Origin of the sequence: Croceicoccus sp. YJ47 (assembly GCF_016745095.1) — a bacterium.
Classification (GTDB): Bacteria; Pseudomonadota; Alphaproteobacteria; order Sphingomonadales; family Sphingomonadaceae; genus Croceicoccus.
Map to the genome: position 1 here is coordinate 1,519,821 of NZ_CP067087.1, position 26,441 is coordinate 1,546,261.

27 protein-coding genes are annotated in these 26,441 nt (G+C 65.7%); 20 read left to right on the forward strand and 7 right to left on the reverse strand.

The window, feature by feature from the left end; genetic code table 11:
- Nucleotides 1-9 precede the first annotated feature (9 nt).
- From JD971_RS07435 to JD971_RS07510, 16 genes are all read left to right on the forward strand, one after another.
- Entirely contained in the window at nt 10-678 is a 669-nt protein-coding gene (locus JD971_RS07435; protein WP_236672339.1) for a nicotinate-nucleotide adenylyltransferase, read from the forward strand.
- A gap of 129 nt (nt 679-807) precedes the next feature.
- Nucleotides 808-1,224: a ribosome silencing factor gene (gene rsfS / locus JD971_RS07440; protein WP_202086995.1), complete on the forward strand. Its 417-nt coding sequence runs from the start codon at nt 808-810 to the stop codon at nt 1,222-1,224.
- Between the two features lie 45 nt (nt 1,225-1,269).
- Nucleotides 1,270-1,692, forward strand: a complete 423-nt coding sequence (locus JD971_RS07445) for a 23S rRNA (pseudouridine(1915)-N(3))-methyltransferase RlmH (RefSeq protein WP_202086997.1) — start codon at nt 1,270-1,272, stop codon at nt 1,690-1,692.
- Between the two features lie 4 nt (nt 1,693-1,696).
- The gene (locus JD971_RS07450; protein ID WP_202086999.1) at nt 1,697-2,191 is read left to right on the forward strand and encodes a murein hydrolase activator EnvC; all 495 of its coding nucleotides are present in this window, start codon (nt 1,697-1,699) and stop codon (nt 2,189-2,191) included.
- 76 nt (nt 2,192-2,267) lie between these two features.
- Nucleotides 2,268-3,620, forward strand: a complete 1,353-nt coding sequence (locus tag JD971_RS07455; RefSeq protein WP_202087000.1) for a S41 family peptidase — start codon at nt 2,268-2,270, stop codon at nt 3,618-3,620.
- 8 nt (nt 3,621-3,628) lie between these two features.
- Entirely contained in the window at nt 3,629-4,129 is a 501-nt protein-coding gene (locus tag JD971_RS07460; protein ID WP_202087002.1) for a disulfide bond formation protein B, read from the forward strand.
- Nucleotides 4,126-4,659, forward strand: coding sequence for a demethoxyubiquinone hydroxylase family protein (locus JD971_RS07465; RefSeq protein ID WP_202087003.1), 534 nt, complete (start codon nt 4,126-4,128; stop codon nt 4,657-4,659). Before JD971_RS07460 ends, JD971_RS07465 begins: the two co-directional genes overlap by 4 nt.
- 91 nt (nt 4,660-4,750) lie before the next feature.
- On the forward strand, nt 4,751-5,329 hold the full coding sequence (locus JD971_RS07470; protein WP_202087004.1) for a hypothetical protein: 579 nt from the start codon (nt 4,751-4,753) through the stop codon (nt 5,327-5,329).
- A gap of 455 nt (nt 5,330-5,784) precedes the next feature.
- Nucleotides 5,785-7,089, forward strand: coding sequence for a TolC family protein (locus JD971_RS07475; protein ID WP_236672383.1), 1,305 nt, complete (start codon nt 5,785-5,787; stop codon nt 7,087-7,089).
- Nucleotides 7,079-9,415, forward strand: coding sequence for an ATP-binding cassette domain-containing protein (locus JD971_RS07480; protein ID WP_202087006.1), 2,337 nt, complete (start codon nt 7,079-7,081; stop codon nt 9,413-9,415). Before JD971_RS07475 ends, JD971_RS07480 begins: the two co-directional genes overlap by 11 nt.
- Nucleotides 9,416-9,477: 62 nt before the next feature.
- The gene (locus JD971_RS07485; protein WP_202087007.1) at nt 9,478-10,572 is read left to right on the forward strand and encodes an HlyD family efflux transporter periplasmic adaptor subunit; all 1,095 of its coding nucleotides are present in this window, start codon (nt 9,478-9,480) and stop codon (nt 10,570-10,572) included.
- Between the two features lie 97 nt (nt 10,573-10,669).
- Nucleotides 10,670-10,915, forward strand: coding sequence for a hypothetical protein (locus JD971_RS07490; protein WP_202087008.1), 246 nt, complete (start codon nt 10,670-10,672; stop codon nt 10,913-10,915).
- Nucleotides 10,916-11,243: 328 nt separating this feature from the next.
- A complete protein-coding gene (locus JD971_RS07495) occupies nt 11,244-12,767 on the forward strand; it encodes a cadherin repeat domain-containing protein (RefSeq protein WP_202087010.1) in 1,524 nt (507 codons plus the stop codon).
- 27 nt (nt 12,768-12,794) lie between these two features.
- Nucleotides 12,795-14,351 (forward strand): hypothetical protein, encoded by a 1,557-nt coding sequence (locus JD971_RS07500; protein WP_202087012.1) that lies wholly within the window; start codon nt 12,795-12,797, stop codon nt 14,349-14,351.
- Between the two features lie 387 nt (nt 14,352-14,738).
- Nucleotides 14,739-15,620, forward strand: a complete 882-nt coding sequence (locus JD971_RS17115; RefSeq protein ID WP_371809725.1) for a cell wall hydrolase — start codon at nt 14,739-14,741, stop codon at nt 15,618-15,620.
- Nucleotides 15,621-15,706: 86 nt separating this feature from the next.
- On the forward strand, nt 15,707-16,279 hold the full coding sequence (locus tag JD971_RS07510) for a hypothetical protein (protein ID WP_202087016.1): 573 nt from the start codon (nt 15,707-15,709) through the stop codon (nt 16,277-16,279).
- Between the two features lie 8 nt (nt 16,280-16,287).
- Here the strand turns inward: JD971_RS07510 and JD971_RS07515 are convergent, their stop codons facing one another.
- From JD971_RS07515 to JD971_RS07530, 4 genes are read right to left on the reverse strand one after another with little or no spacing between them, the layout of a single operon-like run.
- Nucleotides 16,288-17,229 carry a M48 family metallopeptidase gene (locus JD971_RS07515; RefSeq protein ID WP_202087018.1) on the reverse strand — a complete coding sequence of 314 codons (942 nt, stop codon included), beginning with the start codon at nt 17,227-17,229 and terminating at the stop codon, nt 16,288-16,290.
- Nucleotides 17,229-18,065 (reverse strand): enoyl-ACP reductase FabI, encoded by an 837-nt coding sequence (gene fabI / locus JD971_RS07520; RefSeq protein ID WP_236672340.1) that lies wholly within the window; start codon nt 18,063-18,065, stop codon nt 17,229-17,231. Before fabI ends, JD971_RS07515 begins: the two co-directional genes overlap by 1 nt.
- Nucleotides 18,062-19,099 (reverse strand): YihY/virulence factor BrkB family protein, encoded by a 1,038-nt coding sequence (locus JD971_RS07525; RefSeq protein ID WP_236672341.1) that lies wholly within the window; start codon nt 19,097-19,099, stop codon nt 18,062-18,064. Before JD971_RS07525 ends, fabI begins: the two co-directional genes overlap by 4 nt.
- Nucleotides 19,096-20,073 (reverse strand): DnaJ C-terminal domain-containing protein, encoded by a 978-nt coding sequence (locus JD971_RS07530; RefSeq protein WP_202087020.1) that lies wholly within the window; start codon nt 20,071-20,073, stop codon nt 19,096-19,098. The genes JD971_RS07525 and JD971_RS07530 overlap by 4 nt, the downstream gene beginning before the upstream one ends.
- 172 nt (nt 20,074-20,245) lie before the next feature.
- Between JD971_RS07530 and pdxH the strand changes: the two genes are divergently transcribed.
- The 3 genes from pdxH to JD971_RS07545 are packed head-to-tail and all read left to right on the forward strand — an operon-like array spanning nt 20,246 to nt 22,688.
- Entirely contained in the window at nt 20,246-20,875 is a 630-nt protein-coding gene (gene pdxH / locus JD971_RS07535; protein WP_202087022.1) for a pyridoxamine 5'-phosphate oxidase, read from the forward strand.
- A 10-nt stretch (nt 20,876-20,885) separates the two neighbouring features.
- A complete protein-coding gene (locus JD971_RS07540) occupies nt 20,886-21,881 on the forward strand; it encodes a cation diffusion facilitator family transporter (protein ID WP_202087024.1) in 996 nt (331 codons plus the stop codon).
- 6 nt (nt 21,882-21,887) lie between these two features.
- On the forward strand, nt 21,888-22,688 hold the full coding sequence (locus JD971_RS07545; protein WP_202087025.1) for a PhzF family phenazine biosynthesis protein: 801 nt from the start codon (nt 21,888-21,890) through the stop codon (nt 22,686-22,688).
- Here JD971_RS07545 and JD971_RS07550 read toward each other — a convergent pair.
- Complete coding sequence (locus tag JD971_RS07550; RefSeq protein ID WP_202087026.1) at nt 22,682-23,803, reverse strand: serine hydrolase; 1,122 nt, start codon at nt 23,801-23,803, stop codon at nt 22,682-22,684. The genes JD971_RS07545 and JD971_RS07550 overlap by 7 nt on opposite strands.
- 38 nt (nt 23,804-23,841) lie before the next feature.
- On the opposite strand from JD971_RS07550, the gene JD971_RS07555 reads away from it, so the two are divergent.
- A complete protein-coding gene (locus tag JD971_RS07555; protein WP_236672342.1) occupies nt 23,842-24,243 on the forward strand; it encodes a hypothetical protein in 402 nt (133 codons plus the stop codon).
- Here JD971_RS07555 and JD971_RS07560 read toward each other — a convergent pair.
- Nucleotides 24,231-25,133 (reverse strand): hypothetical protein, encoded by a 903-nt coding sequence (locus JD971_RS07560; RefSeq protein ID WP_202087027.1) that lies wholly within the window; start codon nt 25,131-25,133, stop codon nt 24,231-24,233. The genes JD971_RS07555 and JD971_RS07560 overlap by 13 nt on opposite strands.
- Nucleotides 25,130-26,323 carry a tRNA 2-thiouridine(34) synthase MnmA gene (mnmA, locus tag JD971_RS07565; protein WP_202087028.1) on the reverse strand — a complete coding sequence of 398 codons (1,194 nt, stop codon included), beginning with the start codon at nt 26,321-26,323 and terminating at the stop codon, nt 25,130-25,132. The genes JD971_RS07560 and mnmA overlap by 4 nt, the downstream gene beginning before the upstream one ends.
- Between the last annotated feature and the right edge of the window lie 118 nt (nt 26,324-26,441).

Below are 26,441 nucleotides of genomic sequence, written 5' to 3' on the forward strand. Positions count from 1 at the left end.
GCGGGTTGAATGCCCGCCATGCATCCCGTGCACACCGGGCTTCTGGGCGGGAGTTTCAATCCCGCCCATGGCGGCCACCGGCGGATCAGCCTGTTCGCGATGGATGCGCTGCACCTCGACGAGGTGTGGTGGATGGTATCGCCCGGCAATCCGTTGAAGGCAAAGGCGGGCATGGCCCCCCTTCCCGCCCGGCTGGCGTCGGCGCGCGATATGGCGCGCGGCACTCGCATCCGTGCCACCGCGATCGAGGCGCAGATGCAGACCCGCTACACCGTCGATACGCTGCGTGCGCTCATCCGGCGCTATCCCGGACGGCGATTCGTGTGGCTAATGGGGTCGGACAATCTGGCGCAGTTTCACCGCTGGCGCGATTGGCGCACGATTGCCCGGCTGTTGCCGATCGCGGTCATCGCACGGCCGGGATATGATGCGGCTGCGCTGCGCAGCCCGGCGATGGCGTGGCTCCGCCGCTATCGCGTGTCGCCGGCGCATCTGCAGGACAAGGGCCATACCCGCGGGTCTGCGCAGCGTCCAGCCTGGGCGTTTCTGCGGTTCGATCCCGACCCGCGTTCGGCCACCGCCATTCGCGCGAAATCGCCGGGCTGGGCAACGGATCACGCATCTCTGCGACCGCGCGACGGCGTGACCCGCCGCATCATATCGCAACCAAAGGGTTGAGCCGCGGCCCAAGAGGGGCCACATTCATACGCGCAAGGCGCGGCCACGACCGGTCCATCGGCGAATCGATGAACCTTTTTTCCGCGACCCCATTTTTTTGACCACATCGGGAGGCCTAAACACCCCATAATGAATGAGGCGCACACTACGCCGGAACCGTCCGGCAACACCCCCACCGGCGATGCCGGTTATGCCAGCCCCGCCGACGCAGAGCCGGGCTCGCTTCACGAACTCGTCCTGCAATCGCTCGACGACGATCAGGCGCAGGAAACCGTGACCATCCCGCTGGAGGGCAAAAGCTCGATCGCGGATCACATGGTCATCGCATCGGGCCGGTCGAGCCGGCAGGTCGCCGCCATGGCGCAAAAACTGTCCGAGCGCGTGAAGCAGGGCGGCTTTGGCCCCGTGCGGATCGAAGGCTTGCCCGCGGCGGACTGGGTGCTGGTCGATGCGGGCGACGTGATCGTCCATCTCTTCCGGCCCGAGGTCCGCACCTTCTACAATCTGGAGCGGATGTGGGGCTTCGGCGAGGGCGGCACGGCCTGAGCCGACCGGCTGGACCGGCGGGAGACGGGGCGATAGGGTCGCGCGATGCGTTTGCACATCATCGCCCGCGGAAAGATCGCCCGCTCCCCCGAAGCCGAGCTCGTCGACCGCTATATGAAGCGGATCGCCTGGCCGGTCCGTCTCACCGAACTGCCCGATAGCGGCGGTTCCATTCCCGCGGCGCAGACCCCGGCGCGCGAAATCCTGCTCGATGAACGCGGGCAGCAGATGTCGTCGGAAGATTTCGCCGCACTGCTGTCCAAATGGCGCGATACCGGCGTGCGCGAGGCGCGCTTTGTCATCGGGGCCGCCGATGGCCATGGCGATGCGGCGCGCCGGGATGCGGACCTCCTGCTCGGCTTTGGTCCCATGACCTGGCCGCATCTCATGGTGCGGGCCATGCTCGCCGAACAATTGTGGCGTGCGACCAGCATCGTGGCTGGCCACCCCTACCACCGCTCGGGATGAATGCGTGCGGGGCGTCGTCATCCTGCTCGTATCGCTTTCCATGCCGCTCGCGTCCGCGGCAGGGTCTGGCGCATCTGCTGCCGAACCGCCCGGACATGGCCCCGCGCCGCGCGACAGGGACACCGCCGCGAACCGGCGGCTCCCGGTGGAGGGTACGATCCTGTCCGCCTATCATGCGCGGGATGCGGCCGGTTTGCGCAATCCCGGCGTCACCATCGCGGCCCGTGCCTCCGCCCCGGTGATCGCACCGCGGGCCGGCGAAATCGCGTTCGCCGGGCCGTTTCGCGGCCATGGCATGGTCGTCATCATCCGCCACCCGGCCCGGCTGACCAGCGTGATCGCCGGGCTCGGCGAATTGGCGGTGGTGCCGGGACAGCCGGTGGGTCGGGGCGCGTTGCTGGGCCGGGCTGGCGGCGATCCGGCGCGCATCTTCTACCAGATTCGCTGTGATGGGAGGCCCATCGATCCGCTGCGCGTTTCAGAAGGCGAGGACCGGTGAAAAAGGCCATCTGGCGTTCAGTCGCAATCGGCTATAGAACGCGCGATCGAAGACAAAGGATTTCGCCATTTCCACGATGACCCGCCCCCTTTCGCATCGTTTCAAATCCCGCCTGCGCGCAGGGGCGCTGGTGGCGGGGCTCGCGCTTCTGCCCGTGGCGACGGCGGGGCTTGCCGCCGTCGATGGACGCAGCGCGCCGCAATTCGGCGAATTGATGGCGGTGTACCAACGGATCCAGTCCACCTATGTCGACGAGGTCGATAGCGAAACGCTGATCCGCGGTGCGATCGACGGCATGCTGGCCAGCCTCGACCCCCATTCGACCTATCTCGATGCGACCGATTTCGAAAACCTGCGCACGCAGACGGAGGGCAGCTATGGCGGGCTCGGCCTTTCGGTCACGATGGAGGACGGGGTGGTCAAGATCATCGCCCCCACCCGCGGCAGCCCGGCGGACGAGGCGGGGCTGAAAGCCGGCGATTACATCACCCATCTCAACGGAAAGCTGGTCTATGGCGGGACGCTGGACGAGGCGGTGGAACAGATGCGCGGCCTGCCCGGCACGGGTATCGAGCTGACCGTGTTCCGCCCCGGCCGCGATGAACCGTTCGAGGTGGAGATTACCCGCGACATCATCGAATTGCGCCCGGTCGAACATGCGGTCGAAGGGAAGATCGGCATCATCACCGTCTCTACGTTCAGCGCGAATGTCGGCCGCGAGGTGGAACGCGCGATGGAATCGATCCGGGCGGAGATGGGCGGCGCGCCGGAAGGCATCGTGCTCGACCTGCGCTCCAACCCCGGCGGGCTGCTGGACGAGGCGATCAGCCTGTCCGACCTGTTCCTCGAAAAAGGGCAGATCGTGTCGCAGCGTGGCCGTTTCGCGCGCGACAATGAAAGCTATTCCGCACGGTCGGGCGATATTGCGAAGAATATCCCGGTCGTCGTGCTCATCGACGCGGGTTCGGCCTCGGCCTCCGAAATCGTCGCCGGCGCGTTGCAGGATCACCATCGCGCGCTGATCATGGGCGAGCGCAGCTTCGGCAAGGGCAGCGTGCAGACGCTCGTGCCGCTGTCGAACGACAGCGCGCTCAAGCTGACGACGGCGCGGTATTACACGCCCTCGGGCCGGTCGGTGCAGGAGGGCGGGATCGCGCCCGATATTCGCGTGCCGCAGATTTCCGACCCCGATGCCCGCGCCCGTGCCGCGCGGACCGTGCGCGAATCCGACCTGCGCGGCCATCTCATCAACGAGCTGGAGCTGGACGACAAGGAGCTGGAGGCCGATCTCATGGAGGATCCCCGCTTTCAATTGACGGCGGAGCAGCTCGAAGAGCGCGGCATCGAGGATTTCCAGCTGCATTACGCGATCCAGACGCTGCGCAATACGCGGCTCGCCAATGTCCCGGTCAAGCGCCGCAGCAATTGAGCATCGCCATGCCGCCTCGCCCCGGTCCCCTGCGAAAGGCGCAGGCTATCGTCGCAATCGTACCTGCGGCGCTGCTGACGGGTGCGTATGTGTCGCAATATGGCTTTGGCCTGTTCCCGTGCGAAATGTGCTGGTGGCAGCGTTACGCGCATTTCGCGGCGCTGGTGCCGGCGGTGCTGTCCTTTGTCGTGGGCGGCGACATGCGGCCCTGGCTGGTGCGGATCGCCGCGGTGCTGCTGCTTGTCGCGGGGCTGCTCGGCGGGTTTCACGCGGGCGTCGAATATGGCTGGTGGGAAGGCATGACGAGCTGCGCGATGAATGCCGATACCGGCGGCGGCAACGCGCTCGACGCGATCATGAACGCGCCGATCACCCGGTGCGACGTGGCGCCCTGGGACCTGTTCAGAATATCGCTCGCGGGGTGGAATTTCCTCATTTCGACGGGTGCGGCGATCGCCGCGCTGATCTTTTCGGCACCGCGCGCCGGTTTGCGCGTTGATAGGGCATGACACAGGCGGTGAAAGACAGGCAGAACGACATCGACGCCATGGTGCGCGTCGACCACGCCGGCGAATTCGGCGCCACCCGCATCTATGCCGGGCAGCTCGCCGTGATGGGCGACCGCGCGCCGGGCAGCAATGAAATCGCCGCCATGGCCGCGCAGGAAGCGGAACATCGCGCCCGCTTCGACGCGCTTCTGATCGAGCGGGGCGTGCGGCCCACGGTTCTGCAACCGTTCTGGGACGTGGCGGGTTTCGCGCTCGGCGCGGCGACCGCTCTCATCGGGCCGGAGGCGGCGATGGCCTGCACCGCCGCGGTCGAGACCGAGATCGACAAGCATTATTCGGATCAGCTCGACGCGCTGGGCGACGATGATGCGGAGCTTTCGCAAATCATTCACAAGTTCCGCGACGAAGAGCGCGAGCATCACCAGACCGCGATCGAAAGCGGCGCCGAACGCGCGCCTGCCTATGCGCTACTCTCGGGCGCAATCCGGCTCGGGTGCAAGGCGGCGATCGCGGTGTCGAAACGCATATGACGGCCATGCGGAGAGGCGGGCTTCACCGCCGGTTCACGCCTTTTGCGGCTGTATGAAGACGAATGAAGACGCGCATGGAGGCGCACGCATTATGACCGGACCTGAGTTTCGCACCCGCTGGGCAAAAGGCGCCGCGCTTGTCACCGCGATGACGATGGGCGCCTTCGCGATGCCCGCCGCTGCGCAGGATGCGGCTAAACCGACGGTCAACCAGGTCATCGTCTATGGCGATCAGCCCTGCCCCGAATCGACGGAGCAGGAAATCACCGTCTGCGTCCGGCAGGAAGATCCCTACCGCATCCCCGCCCCGCTGCGACAGTCGGACAGCCGGCAGAACGAAAGCTGGAACGAGCGCGTGATGGCGAATCGCGACGTCGGCGCGACCGGTGCGCAAAGCTGTTCCACGGTCGGGCCGGGCGGCTACACCGGTTGTGAAGCGGAGCGGATCAATGAAGCCTATGCCGAGAAGGAAAATGGCTCCGACGTGCGTTTCGGGCAGCTGATCGCCGAAGAACGGGCCCGCAGGCTCGCCGAAATCGACGAGGATGCGGCGGCGGAACAGGCACGCGTCGAACAGCTCGAGCAGCAATATGAAGCCCGCCTGCGCGCCGAAAGCGAGGCCGAGGGCGAAACGTCCGGCGAAATGGGCGCGCCGCTCCCCAACCCCTGATCGCGCGATTCCGAACGGTGTTGTCGCACGGCTGCGACGAAATTCTCCTTGCGATATGGGCAATTGCATATAGGAGAGCGGCCATTCCATTGCGGCCCGGAGTGGCCGGACCGCATGGGCCGAACCGTTAGCTTGCGATTCGAAAAAAGGCGCGACCGGCGCGATGCGGGGGTCGCGTCCGGGCCGACCGGAATGTTTCCGAGGGAAACGGATGCGAACGGTCTGCCTTTCGCGGCCTGGCCCCGATTTCCACCGGCGGCAAGCACAGGTTAACCAAGTTCGGCATATTCGCGCCGCTGTGTTAGGGACCGCTCGCCAGTCGCGATTGACGGCGGGCAGGTCGGGGCTTCTTCGGGAAGGTGTCTCTTTTGGTTTCAAAGGCCGAACCGGGTAATCTTTCATGCTCGGTCAGGAAACATGCGTCGCGTTTTGCCGCCGGTCTGAGCCTCGTGCTCATGGCCGGCGTCGCGCATTCCGCCGCGCAGGATAGCTATGGACCGCCGGTCCCGGCGGACATACGCGCCGCGAACACGGCGATTCCGTTGCCCCCCGCGGTTCCGGACCGGCTCGGCATGGCCGCGGCGCGCACGGTATCGACCTACCCCGCGATGGACGCGGCGCAGGCGCGGATCCGGGCGAGCGAAGCCGATGTGGACGCGGCGGAATGGATGCGCTTTCCCAGCGTTTCGGTCGGCGGGCGGATCGGCGACAACGCGCGCAGCGATTTCGCCCCGCAGATACAGATCGAGCAGCCGATCTGGACCGGCGGGCGCATTACCGGCAATATCGAGCGGGCCGAGGCGGTATCTTCCGTCGCCGATGCACAGCTCGCCGAAACGGCGCAGCAGCTCGCGATGCAGACGATCAACGCCTATTACGAGGCGGTGCGCGCCACCCGGCGTGAAAAGATCCTCAACGTCAGCCTGGCCGAGCATCAGCGCCTCGTCGAGTCGATGACGCGCCGGGTCGAGCAGGAAGTCAGCCCGCGCTCCGATCTCGACCTTGCCAAGTCGCGCACGGCGCAGGTCCGTCAGCAGCTCAGCCAGACCATCGCGCAGCGGTATACGAGCCTGCAACGGCTCGCGCAGCTCACCGGCAATGCCGATTTCGAGCTGGGGCCGGTCCCCGAATATTCGCGCGCCCTGCACCACCCGCCGACCGATTCGGCCGTGCTGCAGGCGCTGACCTGCGATCCGACGCGCCGGCGTTTTGCCGCCGAGGCGCAGGTCGCCGAGGCCGACCGCAAGCTTGCCAAGGCGCAGATCATGCCGAACGTCGGCGTGCAATTGTCCGATGACGAGATTTACGGCACGCGTTTCGGCGTGGTCGTCACGGCGCAGTCCTCTGGCGGGCTTGCGCCGTTTGCCGCGGCGCGCGGCGCGGCGCTCCGCGAGCAGGCCAGCCTGTTGCAGATCACCGTGGCCGAACGCGAATTGCGCGAATCCATCCTCCTCGACGTGGTGGAAAACGCAACGTCCGCCGAAACGATCGAGAGCAGCGACGCCGCCGCGATCGCCACCGACAATGTCACCGAATCCTTCGTGCGGCAGTTCATCACCGGTAAGCGGACCTGGCTCGACGTGATGAATGCCGTGCGCGAAAGCATGGCGGCGCAGATCACGCTGGTCGATGCGCAGACGACCGCGATGGCGTCTGCGGCTCGCCTTCTCTTGCGCACATGCGAATGGCGCCCCGACCTCATGGAAACTGGCGACCGCATGGACGCTGCCGATCTCATGGAAGCTGAACGTGAAGAGTAAACTCAAGCAACTCGTCGAAGTCTTCGCGCGGCAACGTGGGGTGGAATTGCCGCCCGACTGGGACGCGAACACACAGAACGACGAGCCCGACGACGCCTCCGCCATCTATGCGCTGGCCGACGCCGCCGGATGGAAGGAGCCGACCGAGGTCACCGGGCGCCCGCGTCCGAACCAGTTTCCGCTGCTCATCCATTCGCCGTCGCGCGGGTGGGGCATCGCGGATCAGTGGGAAAGCACCGAGACGCTGCGCGTCTATTCGGGCGAGAAGAACGAACGCTGGGAATATCGCAGCGGGGTAAGATTCTTCGAACTCGCCCTGCCCCGCTCGGTCGAGCGGGAGGACGTGCCGAGCGCGCTTTCCGTATTCTGGCGCTCGCTTTTGCTGCGCAAGAAGGTGTTCCTTTCCGCCGTCGTCGCGACGATCGTCATCAATCTCGTCACGCTGGCGACCTCGCTCTACTCGATGCAGGTCTATGACCGCGTCATCCCGCGCAGTGGTTTTTCCACGCTCTGGGTGCTTACCGCGGGCGTGCTGTTCGCCCTGCTCATCGATTTTGCGCTGCGCACGACGCGCTCGCTCATGATCGAGCGCGAGGCCGCCAAGATCGACGCCGAGGTGTCGGAATTCTTCTTCGCCCGGGCGCAGGCCGTCCGGCTCGATGCGCGGCCGGGCGGGATCGGCACGATGGCGGCACAGCTGCGCGGGCTGGAGCAGGTACGCTCGCTGCTCAGCTCGGCCTCGATCTTCCTGATCGCGGATCTGCCCTTTGCGCTGTTCTTCATCTTCGTCATCGCCAGCCTTGCCGGCATCGTCGCCATCGTGCCGATCATCAGCTTCCCGGTCGCGCTCATCATGGCGTTCACCATTGCCCGGCTGATCCGCAAGGACACGGCCAAGGCGCAGGTCAGCGGCAATCGCAAGAATGGCCTGCTGGTCGAATCGCTCGACGCGGTCGAGACGGTGAAGGCCAATCGCGGCGGGTGGCACATGCTGTCGCGCTGGAACACGCTCATGGACGAGCTGCAGCTGCATGAAGACCCGGTGAAACGCTGGCAGGCGATCGCCGGCTCGATCTTCAGCAGCCTGCAGCAGATCGCCTATGTCGCGATCATCGCGCTCGGCGCCATCCAGGTCAGCGATGGCAAGATGACGATGGGCGCGCTGATCGCCTGTGCGATCATTGCCGGCCGCATCAACGGCCCGCTCGTCAGCCAGCTTCCCAATTTCCTCATTCAGTGGGGCTATGCGCGGTCCTCGCTGTCCATGCTGGACGCGATTCTCGCACTTCCGCTCGACCGGCCGACGGATATGGAGCCGCTGCGCCCGGAAAAGCTGGACGGGCCGATCCGGCTCGAAAACGTGCAATTCGCCTATGCCGGGGCGCGTTCGGGGCTGCATATCCCGCATTTGGAGATAAAGCCGGGCGAACGCGTTGCGATCATCGGCGGCATCGGCTCGGGCAAGTCGACGCTGCTGCGCGTGCTTGCCGGGCTCTATGCGCCGGCGCAGGGTTCGGTGACGATCGGCGGGCTCGACATGCATCACGTCGCGGAGGATATCCTGCGTCAGCATGTCGGATATTTGCCGCAGGATACGCGCATGCTGAACGGGACGCTGCGCGACAATATCCTGCTCGGCATGGCCAATCCGGGCGATGACGAGCTGATGCGCGTGGCGGGCGATCTCGGCCTTGCGCCGATGATCGCGGGACACCCGATGGGGCTGGACCTGCCAATTTCCGAAGGCGGGCGCGGGCTTTCGGGGGGGCAGCGCACGCTGTCCGGCCTGACCCGGCTGATGCTGGGCAAGCCGCGGGTGATGCTGCTCGACGAGCCGACCTCCAATCTCGACCAGGCGACGGAATCGCGCGTGCTGGGCGCGCTGAAATCCGGGCTCGACAGTGACAGCACGCTGGTGCTGGTGACGCACCGGCTGCAACTGCTCTCGCTTGTCGACCGCGTGATCGTGGTCACCAACGGACAGGTCCGCCTCGACGGGCCGCCGAAGGAAGTCCTCGAAAAGCTGCGCGGCAATACGGCCGACAAGAAACAGGTCACGCAGCAAAAGCGTCAGCGCGTCACCGCCACCAAGACCGGCGAAACGACGGTCGTGCGGCGTTCGCCCGCCGCATCGGGCAATGGCGGCGGCGCGGCCGATACCCCCGCGCCGGATACCCCGGCCCCGGACCGCGCGGCATCGGGCCACGTCCATGCCGGGCAGAATGCCGGAAACACGGCGCAGGCGGGTGACGACGCATCCGCATCCCCGAAACCGGGCCCATCCGTAAAACCCGGCGCAGGCGACACGCCGCCCTCCGGCTACTGAGTTTTCTCGAGGATCGATATGATCAAGCAATCGAATATCATCATCGCCCTCGCGGCGCGGCCGTGCTGGGCTTTCTTGCGTGGTCGCTCTGGGCCGAGCTCGATCAGATTACCCGCGCGCCGGGCACGGTGGTCCCGTCCGCCCGGACGCAGATCGTGCAGAGTTCGGAAGGCGGGGTCATCAGCCAGATGCTCGTGCGCGAAGGCGACCGGGTGAAGAAGGGGCAGCTTCTGGTCGTGCTCGACAAGGTGACGCAATCCGCCGCGGTCGAGGAATCGGTCGCCACGGTCGAGGATCTGCGCACGCAGATGGCCCGGATCGAAGCCGAGCTGTTCGACCGTCCGTTGCGCTTCCCCTCGGACGTGCGCGATGGCGAGTTCATCGCCAACCAGCGCGCGCTTTATTATCAGCGTCGCCGCGCCCTGCGCGAGGAGCTGAGCAATCTTCAGACCATGCTGCAACTCGTGCGCGAAGAGCTGGCCATGAACATGCCGCTCGTCGACAGCGGCGACGTCAGCCGGTCCGAGGTCCTGCGCATGCAGCGCACCGTGGCCGATCTGGAGGGGCAGATCACCAACCGGCGCAACGCCTATCTTCAGGAGCTGCAGACCGAATACGCCCGGATCGAAGGCGAACTCGCCACCGCCGAGCAATCCTTCGCGCAGCGGCAGCAGGCGTTGCAGCAGACCGAGCTCTACGCACCGACTGACGGCGTGGTCGTGAACGTCAAGTACACCACGATCGGCGCCGTGCTGAAACCCGGCGACGAAGTGTTGCAGATCGTGCCGACCGGCGGCGCGCTCATCGTGGAGGCGCGCATTCCGCCCAGCGACATCGCCTTTATCCGCACCGGGCAGCAGGCAGCGGTCAAGTTCGATGCCTATGACGCATCGATCTACGGTTCGGCGGAGGGCGAGGTGACCTATGTCAGCGCCGACACGCTGACCGAGGAAACGCCCGACGGTCCGGTCAGCTACTATGCCGCCAATCTGGAGGTCGACACGTCCCGGATGCGGCCGCGCCGTCCCGACGAAGTCATCGCCATTCAACCGGGCATGACCGCGACCGCGGAGATTAAAACGGGCGAGACGACGGTATTCCATTATCTCACCAAGCCGATCCTCAAGACGGCGGACGAGGCACTGGAAGAACGATGATCGACCCGATCCCCGGCCTGGCCCATCGCGACGATGCGCCGGCCGGGGGCATTACCTCCACAACGGATCAAGTTCTTTTCCCGCGGGAGAGACGGCGATGACCGCGTGGCGCGGCGATCTTGCCGCATGTTTCGACAATCTCGACCGGTTGTTCGTATCGCACGCGATGGACGAGGACCGTGCCTTTGAATTGCTCGCACGTTTGCGGACAGAAGGAGTCGGCTGGCGGGAGCTGGATGCCGCGGTCCGCGACCTGCTGACCGAGGATGGCTGCACGGTTCAGCACATAGAGTTGCAAATGCGCCACGTAGAGCCGCGTTTCCGCCCGTGGCTCGCGCCCTGATCCGGGGCGGGCTGGCCAAAACGTTCCGGAGACGCGACCGAATGCCCGTGACCAAGGGGAACCTCTTAGGTCATTGAAACGTTAGCATTAACGACCCGCTCGCTACCCCTGCCTCGTCTCGAACAGGCCGCGCGGCGCGTCAGCCCCGGTTAATCCGAAAAAGGACTAGATAACAAACATCATACCAGCCACTCGCCCTTGTCCCATTTTGGCAAAAAACAGTTTGGCGGGGCGATTGAAGCTGTTATGCACAGCGCGTCAGGGGACCGATTAAAGATGGCCCCCGGTGTTACATCAACTTGAACAAAATTTCAGGGAAAGCGGAATTATGACACGAAGCGAAGCACCGACTGCTGTTGAGCAGGGCCAGCAGGCCGGTTCGACCGCAACACCCGCGAACGAAGCAGCCACTCCGGAAACCGCAGCGAACACTGCCGAAACCGCGAAGCCGCTGACCGCCGCCGAACTCGCCGCGCTCGCCGCCGCCGCTTCGGAAGACGCCGTTCCGCAGGTTGAGTCGGAAGAAGCTCCCGTCGAAATGGCCGACGCCGCCCAGGCTCAGGCGAAGGCGCAGGCCGTGGTCGACGAGGACGAGAAGGAAGACGAAGACGACGCCGACGCGCAGGACGCACCCGTCGATCTCGCAATGGGTTCGGAAGCTGCTGTTTTCGAAGCGATTGCTGCGGCTGACGATGCACGCGCTGCACCGGGCGACGAAGGCGAGGAAGCTTCCGCTCTCGGTGGCGATTCGAATGGCGCGCCGATCCTGGCCGTTGCTGCCGTTGCGGCTGCCGGTCTCGGCCTTTATGCCGTCCTCGACGACAACGACGATGACATCGACCTTCCCGAGCCCGAGCCCGAGAATGTTGCTCCCGTCTTCACGTCGGGCACCGATGTCGATTTCGCCGAGAACACTGACGCTGGCGAAGTGGTCTATACCGCGACCGCAACCGACGCCGACGGCGATGACATCACCTACAGCATCGATGCCGACAGCGCCGATTTCGACGCCTTCACCATCGATCCCGACACCGGCGAAGTTCGCTTCGTGGCCTCGCCCGACTTCGAGATGCAGGACAGCTACACGCTGACCGTCATCGCGACCGACTCGGAAGGCAATTCGGTTTCGCAGGACGTGGACATCGCGATCACCGACGTAGTCGAGAACACCGCGCCGACGTTCGCCAATGGTGACGACGTCACCGTCGCCATCGACGAGAATTCCGACGTCGCGACCGTCGTCTATGATGCCAATGCGGTCGACGCCGAAGGCGATGCCATCACCTACAGCATCGAAGACGGCGACGATTCCGACGCCTTCACGATCGATGCGGACGATGGCGAAGTTCGCTTCGTGGCCTCGCCCGACTTCGAGATGCAGGACAGCTACACCATCACGGTGACCGCGACCGACGCCGAAGGCAACATGACGAGCCAGGACGTCACGATCGACGTGAACGACCTCGACGATGCCATCACCACGGTCAATCTAGATGCGGTGGATACGGACAACAATCCGAACACGCCGAACCTGATCGACTCGGGTGACATGGACTACCTGCTGACCGACGATGCCGAAGTCGCCAGCTACACGATCATCCGCAACTTCGAAGAAGGCGACATGATCGAATTCTCGAACACGGACAGCGTCAGCTTCTCGACCGGTCCGGACGATGCGAACGATCTTCAGATCATCTTCAACAACAACGGCACGGTCAGCGAGATCATTCTCGACGACGTTCTGGGTGACGATGCTGGTCTGATCTTCAACGAGGCAACTGCCGAAGCCGCTGTCGGCTTCGACTTCTTCTCCTATGCTGACGTGACTGTCGCTGCGGACACCATCGCTTAATTTCATTAGACACAAGAGAGATAAAAAATGGCACGTGTAATTCTTGAAGGTATGGGCGACGCCGTGACCGTTGGCGGTCCCGACGTTGACGTAATCGGCACCAACAACGACGAAACCGTCACCATCGTCAGCGGCAACGTCACCCTCGACGCGTCGTTCGCCAACGGCGGCGACACCATCGAACTCGCCGGCGAAGCCGAGCAGTACTCCGCAGTCCTCAGCGGCTCGCGCGTCATCATCACGAACATCGCTTCGGGCGCTACCGTCAGCATTCCTGTCGGCACCGAAGGCCTGACCGTTGAATTCGGCGGTGACGATGCACGCGTTCTGATGATCGAAGACGGCGCCGTGATGTTTGGCGGCACCGCGATCACCACGACCGAAGCTACGCTCGAAGCGGGTGACGACGATGCCAGCGCTCTGACCGCTGCGCTTCAGCAGCTGCAGGGTGCGCAGGCCGCGCTCGACGCGTTCCTCGACAGCCAGCCGGCAAACCTCGATACCGAAGCCGAAATCGACGCGAATCTCCAGAACCTCTCGGATGAGCTCGACACCTATCCGACGGCTGCTCAGGTTGCCGCTTCGGTGACCTCGGCGCAGGCCGATGTCGATGCGGTCGAAGAAGAGATCGCCGAGATCGAGGGTCTTGCTGCGGCGATTGCCAAGGCAGAAGCTCTCGCGGAAGAAGTTGAGGAACTCGACGCCGCTCGTGAGCTGGCTCAGGCCGAAGAGCTGTCGGCTATCGCGTTCTACAATTCGATCAATGACGAAGCCATCAACGTCCAGTCGAACGGCACTGCCACGCTGGCGGACGGCACGCCCTTGATCATCCTGAACGCCGAGGAAGAGCTCGTTCTCAACCCCGAGCTGACCACCGATCGTGGCGACACTCAGCTGCTGGCCGCAGTGCGCACCTCGGTTGAAGCCGAAGGCGACTACTTCGATGCGCTGGGCGAACTGACTGCGGCGCAGGAAGCCGTCGAAGCCCTCGATCCCGAGAACCTCTATGGCACGCTGCAGGCGCGTCAGGAAACGCTCGAGAACGCTGAAAATCTGCAGGACGCACGCGCTGAGCTCGCTCAGGACGTTGCCGATGCGCAGGATCTGGCCGATACGCTCGACGATCTGCAGGATGACGTTTCCGACGCCATCGATGCCATCGAAGATCTGGGCTTCGAAGCTCCGCAGACCGTTGACGACATGTCGTTGACCAGCGGCACCGCAGAGAACGACATCTTCGTTCTGGCAACCGGTGACGGCACGGGTTCGGCAACCATCGACGATTTCGGTGCGGAAGGCGATGACGTTCTGTTCATCGGCGGCAACACCTACACGGTCGTTAACATCGATGCGGACGTCGATGTCTCCAACACCGATGTCGGCAATGTCGGCGTGCTCGAAGTCTTCGTCCAGCAGGACGGCGACAACACGATCATGTACTTCGAAGACGAAACCTTCTCGGGTTCGGCCTCGAACAACAGCTTCCAGGGCTTCACCCTGACGCTGAACGACGTTGATGCATCGAACGTTTCTTTCGACAGCACGGGTTACATCTCGCTCGACGACTCGGCGATGATGGCCTGATCCATCGACACGGATGCTTCGGCATCCTGTCGCAAAAGACCCCCGGTCCTGTTGGGCCGGGGGTTTTTCGTGCGCACTTCACGCTCGGTCATGTGCATCGGTTCATCCTGCATACCGTTTCAACCCCGTAGATCGTTTGACTCCAGCGCAGCAGAGTGAAATTGCGAACGAGTGCAAACAAGCCCAACCCTATTCAGGCCCCTTTGGCAGCGCCTTCCCGCACAGATGTTGAAGCCTCGCCATGCATTTGCTGCGCTCCTCGCGGTGTGCATCCTGCTCGGTATCGCAGGCGACCTCACTCGCCGCCAACTTCTGAATGGTGAGGCCGACTCCGCATCGCTTGCCTTATCGGAAGAAACGAGCCGAGGGCCGGTCAAGCTCGAAGAATTGACCGCGGACAAGATACGGCCCCTCGTCCCCGAAGATGCCCGCGCCATCAATTCACAGCAGCCGATTGCGAACGAGGCCGTCACCCCTTCGCGTGCATTCAAGCCAATGTTCGCCGCCGCGTCGCAGCGCGCCCGTGCGGTCGATTGCCTGGCGACGGCGATCTATTACGAGGCCGGAATGGAAGGCGCCGATGGCCAGCGCGGCGTGGCGCAGGTCGTCCTCAACCGCGTCCGCCACAAGTCCTATCCCAACAGCGTGTGTGGCGTCGTATTTCAGGGGGCGGAACGGCGCACAGGGTGTCAGTTCACCTTTACCTGCGACGGCTCGCTTGCGCGCGCGCCTGCACCCCGCCGCCTCGCGCAGGCGCGCAAAATTGCGGAGGATGCCCTTGCGGGATCGGTCTATGCTCCGGTGGGTCTCTCGACGCATTATCATGCGGATTATGTCGTTCCATACTGGAGCCCGAGCCTGTTGAAGACCGCGGTGGTCGGCACGCATATCTTCTACCGCTCGCCCGGTCTGGCAGGGCGCCCGTCCGCCTTCGCCGAACGCTACGCCGGGGAGGACGCTGCCCGCCCGGAACCAACGCCGGCCCCGGATCCTGTGGCGGACGTGCCTCAGCGTCTGGCGGCCAACCCCGCGCTTGCCGCCGTGCCGGTCGCGCCGGAGGACAAGGCCGCCGAGATCGACCGCTTCGCGATCCTGGACTATAGGGAAACGGGCGAGCCGGCGCCCAGCGCGATCGATCGCCGAATTGCGGCGTCGGTCCGGTCCGCCGCCGGTGCGTCCGCGCCTATGTCGAAAGGAGAGCCGCCGTCTGGAATACGACCAGCCGGACCCTCCACCACGCGATCACGGCCGCAGATCGTTCTCGATTGAGCGCGGCACCGCAACTCACACTGGCGTCGCGGCCCGCACCCGCATAAGAGCGAGGTTCGTCCCCGCGCATCGAGATGGAAAGCATCATGGCCTTTTGGAAATTCGGGATCGCCCTCGTCGCGGTCGGACTCGGCGGGTGCCAGACGCCGGGCGTCGCCGATTATACCCCCTCCCGCGATACCCTTTCCTATCTTCAACAGGTCGGCGGCACACGCGTATCGGTCGGTTCGTTCGGAAACACGCCGGAGAGCCTCGCCGATGCGACGGATACCGGCCTGTTCTCGGCATGCTCGCTCAAGGTCGCGGACGATCCGGACTGGACCGGCCCGTCGGGCTATATCCGCAATGCCCTGGTCGAGGAATTGACCGTCGGCGGGCTTTACGCGGAGCAGGATGCCCCCGTGATCGACGGCGCGATCGAGACGCTGTCCTTCACCCGCGATCCGGTATTTGGCGGGGCGTGGGATATTGCGGTGGTGCTTACCGGGGCAGACGGGGCGCAGTTCCGCCATGAAAACAGGTTCAAGTTCGATGTCGGCGCGCTGGGCGGACCGACGGTATGCCGCCGCGCGATCGACGCGTTTCAGCCGGCCGTCGTGGAATTCTGGGAGAGCGCGGCCCGCTCGCCGCAGTTTCGTGCGTTCCTGAAGAATCGTTAAAGCCGTCGCTATCCTTCGGCGGGCAATTGCCCGATTTCGGCGCGCATCAGCCGCACGCGCGTGCGCCAGCCGGGATGGTCGCGTCCGGCAAACAGGCTGCGTCGACGCGGCCCGAAATGTTCCCAGAAACGCACCGCGCTCGCCGGATCGTAGCCTGCATTTTTAAGCAGGTGGATACTTTCACGATCGGCGGCGACCTCGGTCGCGCGGACATTCGCGGATTTGCGCCCCACCCGGTCGAGATAGGCCCGGTGACGCAACGTGTTGTGCGCCAGTTCGTGGGCCAGTACCGCGGCTAGCTCGCCCTCGTCCCTGACCACGCCGGAAATGGCGGTGGTCACCACGACATAGGTGCCGTCCGCGCGCGCGTTCAAGGTCGCCGACGGTTCGAGATGGAAACGCGTGGCACAGCCCGGCTCGCCGACGATGTCGACCGTCATGGCGTTGCCGTCGCGCATGATGTCGAGCGTGCCCCGGCCATCGACGAACGCGGCCATCACCGCCTCCTCGATCGCTTCGATCCCGGCCTTGCTCGCGCCATCCTCATTGCTGGCCGATGTCTTCACGCGAACACCGTCCAGCGCGCGCAGTAGGTCGCCCTCCCGCAACCCCGCCCGATCCGCGGCCCCGCCCGGAACCACGGCGAGGATGCGCGGACCATGCCCAAGCGCAAACTCCGCGACCGCCGCACCGCGAAACGTGGCCGAATATTGCGACAGATCGTGCACGCTGAAACCCGGAAGAAACGCACGGTCGGCACAGCGCCCGACATTGCCACGCGCGAGCCGGTGCCCCACCGTGGCAATCGTCCGGTCGAGCCGCGCAATCTGCCGCAGGGCGTTCTGCTTGTCATCGGCGTGCGCCTGCGCCCCGCAGAGCAGCCCCAGCGCCGCCAGGACCGCCGCACCCCGGCGCATCGCGCGGGGGAAGGGCAGGGGCACGCCCGCCATCAGCTCAGCGCGATATCCGGCGCGTCTTCCTGCTTCATGCCGATGAGATGATAGCCGGCATCGACATGATGCACCTCGCCCGTAACCCCGCTCGACAAATCGGACAGGAGGTAGAGCCCCGCGCCGCCGACATCCTCGATCGTGACATTGCGGCGCATCGGCGAATTGAGCTCGTTCCATTTCAGGATATAGCGAAAATCGCCGATCCCGCTCGCCGCCAGCGTCTTGATCGGACCGGCGGAAATCGCGTTCACGCGAATGTTCTTCGGCCCCAGATCGTTGGCAAGATATTGCACGCTCGTTTCGAGCGCAGCCTTGGCGACGCCCATCACGTTATAATGCGGTATGACCTTTTCCGCGCCATAATAGGTCAGCGTGACGATCGAACCGCCATCCCGCATGAGCGGCATCGCCCGTTTCGTCACCGCGACGAGGCTGTAGGCCGAAATGTTCATCGTTTTCAGGAAATTGTCGAGGCTGGTATCGACATATTGCCCGCGCAATTCGGTCTTGTCCGAAAAACCGATGGCATGGACGATGAAATCGAGGCTGTCCCACCGCTGCTCCAACTTTGCGAAGGCAATGTCGAGCTGCTCCATGTCGGACACGTCGCATTCGATGAGGAAATCGCTGCCCAGGCTTTCGGCGAGTGGTTTCACCCGCTTGGCCAGCGCGTCGCCCTGATACGAAAAGGCGAGCTCGGCACCCTGCGCGCGCAGGGCGCGGGCAATGCCCCAGGCCAGCGATTTATCGTTCGCCAGCCCCATGATGAGACCGCGCTTGCCCTGCATCAGATTGCCGGTCGCCGGGTTGTTCTGTCCGGTTTCAGTTGTCATTTATGTGTGTCCGCGTCTGTCTTGGCTCGTGATTTCGGAATCTCGGTTTCGCGCCTGACCTCACGCTCTTCGGGCGTTTCGGCAAGCGCGGCATTCAATTCCGCACCCACGACCAGCCCTAGACCCACCAGCCAGAAAAAGAAAAGGGCGATCATCACGCCGGCAAGGCTGCCATAGGTGAGATTATACGCGAACATCAGCCGCAGCGCCGGGGGCAGGGTGGTGCTGACCGTGATCCACCATGCGGTCACCAGCACAGCGCCCGGCCATTTGGGATAGTCGCGCCCCCGGTATTTCTTCGGCGTGAGCGACAGAAACAGCAGCCACAGCGACAGCAACAGCCCGAAACCGGGGATGAAGCGCGACAGCGCCAGCGTGCCAATCATGCCGCTCGCCTCCGGAAACCAGGCGCCGATCACCTCCTGCGCGGCGGAGATGAAGAATTGCGCGGCGAGGCTCATCATCAACAGCATGACCGCGCCGACCACGACCCCTGCGAAAAAGAGCCGCTGACGCAGGAACCCGATCGTCGGCTGCGTGCCATAGGCGCGGTGCAGAATATCGCGAATGGTCCCGATCAGGCTGCCCACGGTCCAGAAGCCGAATAATGCGCCTGCCCATAACAGCCATCCGTTGCGCGCGCTGACCACGTCGCGGGCGACGGGTTCGATCACGTCGGCGACGACGGCGGGCACGGCGAGGAGAAATGCATTGATCGCCGCGGTCCGGTCGCTGGCATCCCCGAACAGCGAGAAGATCGCCGCGCCTGTTATGAAGAACGGAAACAGCGACAGGATGGCCATATAGGCGAGATTGCCCGCGTGGATGAACCCGTCATTATAGGCGCCTGTCCACACGCGCTTCGCAATGGCGAAGAAGCGCGAGCCGGGTCCGACTTCCTGTTTTGCAACGCGGATGCCCTTGCGCAATTCGGCGCGCAGATGGGCGGCATGGCGGCGGCGCCCCTCGGGCGTGAATTCGGCCGGGTGGACGGAGGCGGAATCGCCCTCTTCGCGGGGCGGGGGCGGCCTCACACGCCGAGCTTTGCCCTGACCGAACGGGAATCCTGCCACCCGTCGAGCCGGGCTTTCAGATCGGGATCGTTTTCGGGGAGATCGATGACGAGCGTCACCAGCTGATCGCCGCGCCCGCCGGCCTTGCGGGTAAAGCCGCGGCCCTTGAGGCGCAGCACCCGGCCCGACGAACTCCCCGGCGCAATGGTCAGCATCACCGGTCCCTCGACCGTGGGCACCTTGACCTTGGCGCCGTTCACCGCCTCGTCCAGTGTGACGGGGAGGTCGATCCGCACCGCATCGTCGTCGCGGCGAAAGATCGGGTGCGGCTTTTCCACGATGGTCACGATCGCATCGCCATGGCCGCCGGGGCCGGCCTCGCCCTTGCCAGAGAGGCGCATCTGCGTGCCGTCCTCGGCGCCGGCGGGCAGTTTCAGGTCGATGGTCTTCCCATCGGCCAGCGTGATCCGCTGCGTTTCGAGATTGGCGAGATCGGGAAGCGTCACGGCGAGGCGATATTGCACGTTCGCCCCCTTCGTCGCAGGGCCGCGCCGGCGTCCGCCGCCCATTCCGGCCCCGCCCATGCCGCCGCCCATGCCGGACGAGCGACCGCCGCCGAAGATCCCCTCGAACAGGTCGGAGAGGTCGACATCTTCGGTGTGCATGCCGCCGCCGCCCATTCCGCCGCCCATGCCCCCCATGCCGCCGCGCGGATCGCCGCCGCGAAAGCCGCCGCCCGATCCGCCCCGGCCATAACCGAAGGGCGATGTCGGATCGCCGTTCATGTCGATCTCGCCACGGTCGAAACGGGCGCGCTTGTCCTTGTCGGACAGGAGGTCATACGCCTTCGTCACGTCCGAAAACCGTTCCGCCGCCTTCGGGTTGTCGGAGTTGCGATCGGGGTGCAATTCCTTCGCCAGCTTGCGATAGGCGGACTTGATATCTTTTTCGGTGGCGCCGCGCGCAACGCCGAGGGTGGAATAGGGATCAGCCATGCCCGATAGCTAGGGTGCGGGAGGGCGATAGGCAATGTTTCAATGCGCGATACGCGGCAATACCCAGTGCCCCGTGCGCGTGTCGGGAAGGCGCATTCGGGCACGGGAACGCTTTGCGCATCGCGCGCGCTTGATTTACGAGGCGCCACGCATCGCGGCAAAGGACGTGCAGATGACCGAGATTTCGAACGAGACCACCATCCCCGCGCATGACCCGCACGGATTGTTCACGCAATGGATGGCCGAGGCGCGCGCATCCGAACCCAATGACGGCAATGCGGTGGCGCTGGCCACGGCAACGCCCGATGGCGCGCCATCCGTACGCATGGTCCTGCTCAAGGGGCACGAGGACGGCACGGCGGATCGCGGGCCGGGCGGTTTCGTCTTCTACACCAACCTGACCAGCCGCAAGGCGGGCGAACTGCTCGCAAATCCGCAGGCCGCGATGCTGTTCCACTGGAAAAGCCTGCGCCGGCAGATCCGCATTACCGGCCGCGTCGCGCAGGTATCCGATGATGAGGCCGATGCCTATTTCGCGACCCGTTCGCGCGATTCGCAGCTCGGCGCGCATGCCTCGGACCAATCCTCACCGCTGCCCGACCGGCAGGATTTCGTTGACCGTTTCGAACAGGCGCGCGACCGCTACGAAGGGCAGGATGTGCCGCGTCCCGAATTCTGGTCCGGGTTCCGGCTCACCCCGGATGCCATCGAATTCTGGAGCGACCGGCCCCATCGCCTGCACGAACGCCGCGTGTTTCGCGCCGCCGATGGCGGCTGGACGAGCGCGATGCTCTACCCCTAGACGAGGTTTCATGGACACCGCCCCCTCCGCCGCACCCGCCCGCGCCGCGCCCGACCCGGCGACGCGCGCCTCGCTCACCCGGAGCGCCGCCTTCGGCAGCATGGCGGTGGCCGGGCTGCTGCTCGTGCTCAAGCTATGGGCGGTGTGGCAGACTGGCTCGGCGGCAATGCTGGGCAGCGTTGCCGATACCGCGCTCGACCTCGTGGCCAGCCTTGCCACCCTCGTTGGCGTGTGGGTCGCGGCGCAGCCCGCCGACCACGACCACCGCTTCGGCCATGGCAAGGCGGAGGCGCTCGCCGCGCTGGTGCAGGTCGTGCTGATCTCCATTTCCGCGGTCGGTATCGCGGCCCGCGCGGTGGAACAATGGCTGGGCGGTGCACGGCCGGAGGCGGCGGAGAGCGGCATTGCCGTGTCCGCCATTGCGATGGTCGCGACGCTGGGCCTGCTGTTGTGGCAACGCCATGTCATCCGCCGCACCGGCAGCCTCGCGATACAGACCGACCATGTGCATTACCGCTCGGACCTGTTGCTCAACCTCGCGGTGATCGCGGCGCTGATGCTCGATCAGTATGCCGGCATTACCGGGGCCGATCCGGTCTTCGCGCTCGGCATCGCGGTCTGGCTGGCGTGGAATGCGTGGGGCGCGAGCCGGGACGCGGTCGATAACCTGATGGATCGGGAATGGCCGGTAGAACGGCGCGAAAGGCTGCTCGACCTGATGCGGGATCACCCGGCGCTGCGCGGTGTCCACGACCTGCGCACCCGGACGAGCGGCACGCATGATTTCGCGCAATTCCACATGAACGTCGACGGGCAGATGACCGTCGCCGCCGCGCATCAGGTGATGGACGAGATCGAGGCCGCGCTGGCCCGCGAATTTCCGGGGACCGAATTCCTCATCCATCCCGACCCCGACGGCCATGCCGAACCCGGATCGCCGCGCCCGGTTGACCTCCTCACCGCCGGGGTCGACGCCGATTTCCCCGAAACCCAGACACAGGGATAAGCCGCCATGCCCCGCATAGCCTACTGGCACGTCGATGCCTTCGCCGCCCGCGCGTTCGAGGGGAACCAGGCTGCCGTCATGCTGTTCGACGCCTTTCCCGACGATGCCACGATGCAGCGCATCGGCGAGGAGAACAATTTCGCCGAGACCGCCTTCGTCGTGCCGTATGACGGGGAGGAGGCGGATTATCACCTGCGCTGGTTCACGCCGGAGACGGAAATCCGGCTGTGCGGCCATGCGACGCTGGCGGCGGGGCATGCGTTGCTGACCCGCGATGGCGGCGCGGAACTGCGCTTTGCCACGCGGCGGGCGGGCATACTCCGCGTGCGGCGGCAGGGTGAGGGAGGCGAGGGTTACGCGCTCGCGCTGCCCGCGATCCCGACGCAGCCGGGCGAATGGCCCGCCGCCGTTGCCGGGCTGGGCGCGATGCCGCAGGCGATCCACCGCCACCCCGATGGCTACGACATCTTTCTCTATGACAGCGAGGAGGCCGTGCGCGCCTTGCGTCCCGACATGGCCGCGCTCGCCGCGCTGGGCGATGCGCAGTTCATCTGCACCGCGCCCGGCGCCGCGACCGACGTGGTCAGCCGCGTTTTCGTGCCCGGCGCCGGCGTTGCGGAGGACAGCGTCACCGGAAGCGCGCATGCCGCGCTCACCCCGTTCTGGGCAAAACGGCTGGGGCAGGCGGAATTCACCGCGTTTCAGGCCTCGCGCAGGGGCGGGCGGCTGACCTGCCGGCTCGATGGCGACACGGCGTGGCTGGGCGGGCCGTGCGTGACGGTGGTGACGGGCGAATTTGCCTACTGAACCGGGAACAGCGTCACGATTTCGCGCAATGCGGCATTGAGCGCGTCCATCTGGACCCGGTCCGAATTGCCGAGCCGCACGATCGTCAGCCCCTGTTCCGGCGAAACGATCGTGAATTGCCCCCGATGGCCGAGCGCGGCGAACAGCGTGTCCGGCGCATCGGCGGGAAACAGCACCGCATTGCGCCCCTCCGGCCGGGAATGGTTGAGCCAGACATGCCCGCCATAGGCCGGATCGCCGGGCGATGACGTCGTCATGAAACGCACCCAGGCACGCGGCACGATCTGCGCCCCGTTCGCCATGCCGCCCTTGCGCAGCATCTCCCCGAATTTCGCCCAGTCGCGCGCCGGGGCGTGGACCATGCTGCCCCCGATCATCGTGCCGGCGCGGTCATATTCCGCGATCGTCGCATCCATGCCGACGGGATCGAACAGCCGCATCTGAAGATAGCGGTGCATCGCATCGCGCCGCCGGTCGGGGTCGGTGGAGCGGGTGAGCGCCCGCGCCGCAATATCGGCAAGGATGACGCTCGTCGGCGTGGCATAGTTGAACTGCTCTCCCGGCGTCTGGTCGAGCAGCTGCGTCTCGGCATAGGCGGCCATGTCGTCGCGCCCGTCCACGGCGAGCATGCGGACCGTGTCGGCATCCTGTGCCGGGTTCGCGCTTTCGGCATGGCGCAGGCCGGAGCGCATCTGCAACAAATGGCGGATGGTGATGTCGCCGCGCGGATCGCCGGGCCGCTGCCACGCGGGGATCGGCGCCGGATGATCCAGCGAAAGCGCCCCGTCCGCGATCAGCATGCCGATGAGAACGCCGGTCACGGTCTTGCTCATCGACCAGCCGATCATGGCGGTGTCCGCATCATATGTTTCGGCATAGCGTTCGGCGACGACCTTGCCATCGTGCAGGATCAGCAGCGCGCGCGTTTCGCCCGCCGCCTCGGCAAACACATCGTCGATGGCATAGGCGAGCTTTTCGCGGGGAACATCGGCGCCGCGCGGAATCGCGGCGCGCGATTCGGCACTTGGCGGCTGCGGGCCGGTTTCCTGTGGCGAACAGGCGGCGAGCGCTGGCACGCAGAGCAGGGCGAGCATAGAAGGGAGGCGGCGCATCATCGTGCCGCCCGTTCAACCGCGAAGCGCAGGCAAAGGCAATGGCCGACACTGACATGCCCACCAGTAACACGCCGAAACGCAAGGGCGCGCCGCATTCCCCGGCTCGCCACCCCATCCGGCAACCGCCGCGCACCGTCGCGATGATCGTGCTTGCCATCCTGATCGCCGCGGGGGTGGCGTGGTATCGCTATCAACCCGGCCTTGCGGCGCAGGCGGAGGCGGGGACGGCGTTCGGTGCGCGCACGGCCTGCTCCTGTCGCCAGATCGGCGGGCGTGACCTGTCCGATTGCAGGAAGGATTTCGAACCGGGCATGGACCTCGTGATGTTGAGCGAGGACGCCGACGAACGCAGCGTGACCGCGCGCGTGCCCCTGCTCGCATCGAGTACGGCGACATGGCGCGAGGGATACGGTTGCGTGCTCGACCCTTACGAGGGATAGCGGCATTCTTCCTGCCGGTTCGACGGCAGTTCGGGCCATCCCGTGTTTCCGGCAAGCGGCGGCGGCGGGGCCGATGGCATGGGCGGCGGCGGCGGAACCGTGGCCTGGCACCGGTTCAGCGTGCCACCCCGCGCCATGCAGTGGTCGATGGCCTCGTCCCGCATGGTGCTGGCCCGCCGCTGCTCTGCGGTCAGCATGGCGTCATAGGCGGCTTGCAACCGGGCATCCTCTTCGCGCGAATTGCGGCAGATGGGAATGTTGCGAACCTCCGACACCGCCGCAATCGCTCCCGCGCCGCACACCGCATGCCAGCGCCGTTCGACCGCCGCATCGCGGACGATGCTCTCAAAATAGACAAGCCCCTCCGCCCCGACGCGCAGGATATTCTGCGGCTCCGGCCCGGCGCCGATCGCGAGCCGGTTGGCATCGTCGCGCAACAGGCCCGCCTGTCGCGAGAACGCGAGCAGCGGCCCCTCCGCGTCATCCAGACGGAAACACCCACGGGCGAGCACGATGCGGTGGCGGCCATAGAGGTCCACGAAACTTTCATCGGTGTCCATGTCGACGGCGACCACATGACGCGGCGGCGTATTCACGATCCAGAGCTTGACGAGAGCGGACAGGTCGCCCGGCACCGGCGAAAAACGTATCGGCGCAAAGATCCGCACCCGGTCCGCCTGCGGCGCGGAGAGCAGGGTTCCGGCCCCGAACGGCGGATCTCCAATGGTAACGCCGACAGGCGGTGGCGCGGCGACAGCAGGCGGCAATTCCGCCACGTGCAGCCCAAGGGGCGGGCCGACATATTCCGGCTCATCGCCAATCAACACATCGATGAGCGCCGCGAGCGCCAGCGCGGTCCATGCCGCGACCAGCACGCCCGCACGTGTCATCCGGGCAGGGCCTCGCTCGCCCCCGTCTCCTCGATCCAGCCGCCACCGATCACCCGGTCCCCGCAATAGAGCACCGCCGCCTGCCCCGGCGCGACGCCATATTCGGGCGTGTCAAACAGGATGCGCGTGCGCGCCCCGTCGCCCAGCGGCCCGTCGAGCGTGACCGGCACCGGCTTCGCCAAAGAACGAACCTTTGCGGTAATGGGAGCGTCGGGTATGGGGCCGATCCGGTTCGTTTCACCGATCACCGCGCTGTCGACGGCGAGCAATCGCTTTGGCCCGACCAGCACGCGCCCCGCATCGGCGTCGATCCGCACGACATAGAGCGGCTCGTCCTGCCCCCCGATTTCGAGGCCGCGCCGCTGCCCGACCGTATAGTGGATGATCCCCTTGTGCCGGCCCAGCACCGCGCCGCTCAGCGCATGGACGATGTCGCCCTTGTCCTCGGCCTCCGGGCGCAATTTGCGCACCAGCGCGGCATAATTGCCGTCGGGCACGAAGCAGATGTCCTGGCTGTCCGGCTTCCCCGCGACGCCAAGGCCGAGCGCGGTGGCGATTTCGCGCACCTGCGACTTGGGCAATCCGCCCAAGGGGAAGCGAATGAAATCGAGTTGCGCCTCGGTGGTGGCGTAGAGGAAATAGCTCTGGTCCCGGGCCGGGTCGGCGGCGCGGTGGAGTTCCGGGCCGTGCGCGCCCATCGCCCTCCGGACATAATGGCCCGTCGCCAGGCAATCGGCGCCCAGGTCGCGGGCCATCGCGAACAGATCGGTGAATTTCGGCCCGATATTGCAGCGGATGCAGGGCACGGGCGTGCGCCCGTCCAGATATTCGTCGGCGAACCGGTCGACGACCTCTTCGCGAAAGGCGCTTTCATGATCGAACACGTAATGCGCGATGCCGAGCCGGTCGGCCACCGCGCGCGCGTCGCGTATGTCGTCCCCGGCACAGCACGCGCCCTTGCGCTTCACCGCCTCGCCATGATCGTAGAGTTGCAGCGTCACGCCGATGACCTCGGCCCCGCTCGCCGCGGCAAGGGCGGCCACGACGGAGCTGTCCACACCGCCCGACATCGCGACGACGATGCGTTTGTCGCCGGGCGCGCCGCCGAGTTGAAAGAGCGCGCCGGCATCGAGACCGGCGGGAAGCGCGGGAGCGGCATGCGTGGCGGGGGCGGAAGCGGGATGGGACATGGCGCCCGCGATACACGTTTCCCCGCCGCCGCGAAAGATGGGCGCAAAAGGGCCTGCTCCACGCACCGGGCGGCGCGTTTACCCGATGATAAGGCTTCTCACCATAAAGGGATAGCGG